The organism is Kitasatospora sp. NPDC056531 (assembly GCF_042794375.1).
Taxonomy (GTDB): Bacteria; Actinomycetota; Actinomycetes; order Streptomycetales; family Streptomycetaceae; genus Kitasatospora.
Genome location: NZ_JBHTTU010000071.1, coordinates 22,615 through 27,533 on the forward strand (window position 1 = coordinate 22,615; position 4,919 = coordinate 27,533).

General features: G+C 71.9%; 4 protein-coding genes. 3 read left to right on the top strand and 1 reads right to left on the bottom strand.

The genetic code is table 11. The annotated features are described in order from the left end of the window. Nucleotides 1–72: 72 nt before the first annotated feature. Nucleotides 73–741 carry an NAD(P)-binding oxidoreductase gene (locus tag ACFQ87_RS34840; RefSeq protein WP_380614917.1) on the bottom strand — a complete coding sequence of 223 codons (669 nt, stop codon included), beginning with the start codon at nucleotides 739–741 and terminating at the stop codon, nucleotides 73–75. 75 nt (nucleotides 742–816) lie between these two features. On the opposite strand from ACFQ87_RS34840, the gene dxr reads away from it, so the two are divergent. The 3 genes from dxr (at nucleotide 817) to ispG (ending at nucleotide 4,758) form a co-directional block, all read left to right on the top strand. Continuing rightward, complete coding sequence (dxr, locus tag ACFQ87_RS34845) at nucleotides 817–2,055, top strand: 1-deoxy-D-xylulose-5-phosphate reductoisomerase (protein ID WP_380614918.1); 1,239 nt, start codon at nucleotides 817–819, stop codon at nucleotides 2,053–2,055. A 93-nt stretch (nucleotides 2,056–2,148) separates the two neighbouring features. Next, nucleotides 2,149–3,453 carry a M50 family metallopeptidase gene (locus ACFQ87_RS34850; RefSeq protein WP_380614919.1) on the top strand — a complete coding sequence of 435 codons (1,305 nt, stop codon included), beginning with the start codon at nucleotides 2,149–2,151 and terminating at the stop codon, nucleotides 3,451–3,453. Between the two features lie 144 nt (nucleotides 3,454–3,597). After that, the gene (gene ispG / locus ACFQ87_RS34855) at nucleotides 3,598–4,758 is read left to right on the top strand and encodes a flavodoxin-dependent (E)-4-hydroxy-3-methylbut-2-enyl-diphosphate synthase (protein WP_380614920.1); all 1,161 of its coding nucleotides are present in this window, start codon (nucleotides 3,598–3,600) and stop codon (nucleotides 4,756–4,758) included. The last annotated feature ends 161 nt before the right edge of the window (nucleotides 4,759–4,919 follow it).

A 4,919-nucleotide genomic window follows, 5' to 3' on the forward strand; every position in this document is an offset into this window, starting at 1 on the left:
GGTGGGGGCCACCGAAGGGGGGCCGCCCGACGCGGGACCCGTCCTGGTCGCGGACCGGGCCCCGCGTCGTGTTCAGCCGTTGTGTCCGGCCGCGGCGGCGACGGCCTCGGCGACGGAGGCGTTCCCGGCGACCAGCTCCAGGGTCTGCCCGGCGGTGCCGGGCTCGCGCAGCAGCGCGGCCAGGACGGCGGCCACGTCGGCCCGGTCGACCGCGCCGCGGCCGACCGAGGGGGCGAGCCGGACCAGGCCGGTGCCGGGGCCGTCGGTGAGCCGTCCGGGGCGCAGTACCGTCCAGTCGAGCGCGGTGCGGGCGCGGACGGCGTCGTCGGCGGCGCCCTTGGCCCGCAGGTACGTCTCGAAGACCGCGTCGGCGGGGTGGTGGGCGGCCGCGTCGGCGCCCATCGAGGAGACCATCAGGTACCGCCGGACGCCGGCGAGCTCGGCGGCGTCGGCGAGCAGGACGGCCGCGTCGCGGTCGACGGTGTTCTTGCGGGCGGCGCCGCTGCCCGGACCGGCGCCGGCGGCGAAGACCACCGCGTCGGTGTCGGCGAGCAGGGCGGCCAGCTGCGGGGCGGTGGCGGACTCCAGGTCGAGCAGCAGCGGCTCGGCGCCGGCGTCGACGAGGTCCTGGGCCTGTTCGGGGCGGCGGATGATCCCGGCCGGGCGGTCGCCGCGGTCGGCGAGCAGCCGTTCCAACTTCAGCGCGATCTGTCCGTGGCCCCCGGCGATGACGGTACGCATGGCTCCGACGGTAGTCCGAAGGGTCGTCGGTCGTCCTGTCGTCTGGGAGGGCCGCGAACAGGACACAATGGGCGCATGACTTCGCTCGCCCACCCGCAGCTGCGTTTCACGCCCACCGTGGCGGACCCCTCCGGCCCCAGGGAGCTGGTGATCCTCGGTTCCACCGGTTCGATCGGCACCCAGGCCATCGACGTGGTGCTCCGCAATCCTGACCGCTTCCGGGTGGTCGCCCTGTCGGCGGCCGGCGGCCGGGTGGAGCTGCTCGCCGAGCAGGCGCTGCAGCTGGGCGTGCACACGGTGGCGGTGGCGGACCCGGCGGCCGCGCCGGCGCTGCGCGAGGCGCTGGCCGCGAAGGCGGCGGGTCGGCCGCTGCCGACCGTGCTGGCGGGCCCGGACGCGGCGACCGAACTGGCCGGGACGGAGTGCCACTCGGTGCTGAACGGCATCACCGGTTCGATCGGTCTGCGGCCGACGCTGGCCGCGCTGAAGGCCGGCCGGGTGCTGGTGCTGGCGAACAAGGAGTCGCTGATCGTTGGCGGCCCGCTGGTGAAGGCGGTGGCGAAGCCGGGCCAGATCGTGCCGGTGGACTCCGAGCACGCGGCGCTGTTCCAGGCGCTGGCCGGCGGCACCCGGGCGGAGGTCCGCAAGCTGGTGGTGACGGCGAGCGGCGGCCCGTTCCGGACCCGGACCCGCGAGCAGCTGGCCGGGGTGACCCCGCAGGACGCGCTGGCGCACCCGACCTGGGCGATGGGCCCGGTCGTCACGATCAACTCGGCCACCCTGGTCAACAAGGGCCTGGAGGTGATCGAGGCGCACCTGCTGTACGACGTGCCGTTCGACCGGATCGACGTTGTGGTCCATCCGCAGTCAGTGGTGCACTCGATGGTGGAGTTCACCGATGGCTCGACCCTGGCGCAGGCGAGCCCGCCGGACATGCGGATGCCGATCGCGCTGGGGATCGGCTGGCCGGACCGGGTGCCGGACGCCGCCCCGGCCTGTGACTGGACCAAGGCCGCGACCTGGGAGTTCTTCCCCTTGGACAACGAGGCCTTCCCGGCGGTCGAGCTGGCGCGCGAGGTGGGCACGCTGGGCGGTACGGCGCCGGCGGTGTTCAACGCGGCGAACGAGGAGTGCGTGGAGGCTTTCCTGAAGGGCCGCCTCGCTTTCACGGGAATCGTGGACACTGTTGCCAAGGTCGTGGCCGAGCACGGTCAGCACGACGGTGGGCCGGCGGGAACTTCCCTGACGGTCGAGGACGTCCTGCACGCGGAGGACTGGGCGCGCGCCCGGGCCCGCGAGCTGGCGGCGGGCTGACGGACCGGCCCGCGGCGCCGGCGGTACCCCCGTCGCGTCGCGGAACGCGGTACGACGAGACGATGAGCGGAGCGGCATGACGGAGGGCCAGCGGTGGCAACGGTTTTGACGGTGGTCGGCATCCTGGTCTTCGTGATCGGGCTGCTCATCTCGATCGCCTGGCACGAGCTCGGCCACCTCTCCACGGCCAAGCTGTTCGGCATCCGGGTGCCGCAGTACATGGTCGGCTTCGGCCCGACCCTCTGGTCCCGCCGGAAGGGCGAGACCGAGTACGGCATCAAGGCGATCCCGTTCGGCGGGTACATCCGGATGATCGGGATGTTCCCGCCGGGCGAAGACGGCCGGATCACCAAGCGCAGCAGCTCGCCCTGGCGAACCATGATCGAGGACGCCCGTGAGGCCTCCTACGAGGAGCTCCAGGAGGGCGACGAGCACCGGCTGTTCTACACCCGCAAGCCCTGGAAACGGATCATCGTCATGTTCGCCGGGCCGTTCATGAACCTGATCCTGGCGTTCGGACTGTTCCTGACCGTCATGATGGGCTTCGGCGTCTCGATGAACGTGCCGACGGTGAGCACCGTCGCCCAGTGCGTGGTCAAGGCGGGCCAGCCCACCGACAGCTGCCCGGCGGGCGCCCCGCAGACCCCGGCCGCCCAGGCCGGTCTGAAGGCCGGGGACAGGATCCTCTCCTTCGACGGGGACCGGATCCACACCTACGACCAGCTCCAGGCGGACATCCGCCGGTCGGCCGGCAAGACGGTGTCGGTCGTGGTCCAGCGCGGCGACGCCCAGCTGACCCTGAACCCGACCATCGCGGTCAACGACGTCCAGAAGTACGACGGCAACGGCGTCCCGCTCAAGGGCCAGACCATCCAGGCCGGGTTCCTCGGATTCACCCCGGCGAGTGGTGTGGTCCAGCTGGGCTTCGGTCAGTCCCTCGACCGGATGTCCACCATGGCCGAGAACGGCGTCAAGTCGCTGGTCGCCCTGCCAGGCAAGATCCCCGGGCTGTGGAACGCGGTCGTCGGCGACGCCCCGCGCGACCCGGACTCGCCGATCGGCATGGTCGGCGCCGCCCGGGTCAGCGGCGAGGTGTTCTCGCTGGACATCCCGGGCACCCAGCGGGTCGCCTTCTTCGTGAACCTGCTGGCCGGCATCAACCTGTCGCTCTTCCTGTTCAACATGCTGCCGCTGCTCCCGCTGGACGGCGGCCACATCGCCGGCGCGGCCTGGGAGGCCGTCCGCCGCCGGATCGCACAGCTGTTCCGGCGACCCGATCCGGGCCCCTTCGACGTCGCCAAGCTGATGCCGGTGGCATACGTCGTGGCCAGCGTCTTCATCGGTTTCACCCTGCTGGTGATGGTCGCCGACCTGGTGAACCCGGTGAAGATCAGCTAGGGCGTCCGGGTACGGCGGGTGTGCTGGGCGCCCGGACCGTGCCGTACCGTGGAGGCCGGGTGCGCGATCGTCCGCGCGCCCGGCCTCGGCCGTCCCAGCGGCCGGGCGGTCGACCACACCTCAACCCCGGGGAACCCTGCGCACATGACCGCGATCTCGCTCGGTATTCCGTCCCTGCCGCTCAAGCCGCTGGCCAAGCGCCGCTACTCCCGGCAGATCATGGTCGGCAACGTGCCGGTCGGCGGTGACGCCCCCGTCTCGGTGCAGTCGATGACCACCACCGTCACCTCGGACATCAACGCCACGCTGCAGCAGATCGCCCAGCTGACCGCGTCTGGCTGCCAGATCGTCCGGGTCGCCGTCCCCTCCCAGGACGACGCCGACGCGCTGCCGATCATCGCCAAGAAGTCGCAGATCCCGGTCATCGCCGACATCCACTTCCAGCCGAAGTACGTCTTCGCTGCGATCGACGCCGGCTGCGCGGCCGTTCGCGTCAACCCGGGCAACATCAAGGCCTTCGACGACAAGGTCGGCGAGATCGCCAAGGCCGCCAAGGACGCCGGGGTGCCGATCCGGATCGGCGTCAACGCCGGCTCGCTCGACAAGCGGCTGCTGGAGAAGTACGGCAAGGCCACCCCGGAGGCGCTGGTCGAGTCCGCGCTGTGGGAGTGCTCGCTGTTCGAGGAGCACGACTTCCGCGACATCAAGATCTCGGTCAAGCACAACGACCCGGTCGTGATGATCCAGGCCTACCGGCAGCTCGCGGCCGCCTGCGACTACCCCCTGCACCTCGGCGTGACCGAGGCCGGGCCGGCCTTCCAGGGCACCGTCAAGTCCGCGGTCGCCTTCGGCGCGCTGCTCGCCGAGGGCATCGGCGACACCATCCGGGTCTCGCTCTCGGCCCCGCCGGCCGAGGAGATCAAGGTCGGCAACCAGATCCTGGAGTCCCTCGGGCTGCGCCAGCGTGGGCTGGAGATCGTCTCCTGCCCGTCCTGCGGCCGCGCCCAGGTCGACGTCTACAAGCTCGCCGAGGAGGTCACCGCCGGGCTGGAGGGCATGGAGGTGCCGCTGCGCGTCGCCGTCATGGGCTGCGTCGTGAACGGCCCGGGCGAGGCCCGCGAGGCCGACCTCGGGGTCGCCTCCGGCAACGGCAAGGGGCAGATCTTCGTCAAGGGGCAGGTGATCAAGACCGTGCCCGAGTCGAAGATCGTCGAGACCCTGATCGAGGAGGCGCTCAAGCTCGCCGAGCAGATGCAGGAGGAGGGCGTCGAGGCCGGTTCGCCGACCGTCGTCGCCGCGGAGTGACCGTTCGGATCGGATACCTTCGGTCCGAACGCGACCGCAGCGCAGTTTTCCGGAAGCGGGGGGGTTCGCTTGTGGGAGGGGCCGGGGCCGGGGGAGGGGGGGGGGGACGGGGGAGGGGGGGGAGGGGGGGGGTCCGGGGGGGGGTGTTCTGATGATTTCTT

Excerpts from the sequence above, each read along its gene's own strand:
- dxr (WP_380614918.1), top strand. The coding sequence starts at position 817 with ATGACTTCGCTCGCCCACCCGCAGCTGCGTTTCACGCCCACCGTGGCG.
- ispG (WP_380614920.1), top strand. The coding sequence starts at position 3,598 with ATGACCGCGATCTCGCTCGGTATTCCGTCCCTGCCGCTCAAGCCGCTG.
- ACFQ87_RS34840 (WP_380614917.1), bottom strand. The coding sequence starts at position 741 with ATGCGTACCGTCATCGCCGGGGGCCACGGACAGATCGCGCTGAAGTTG.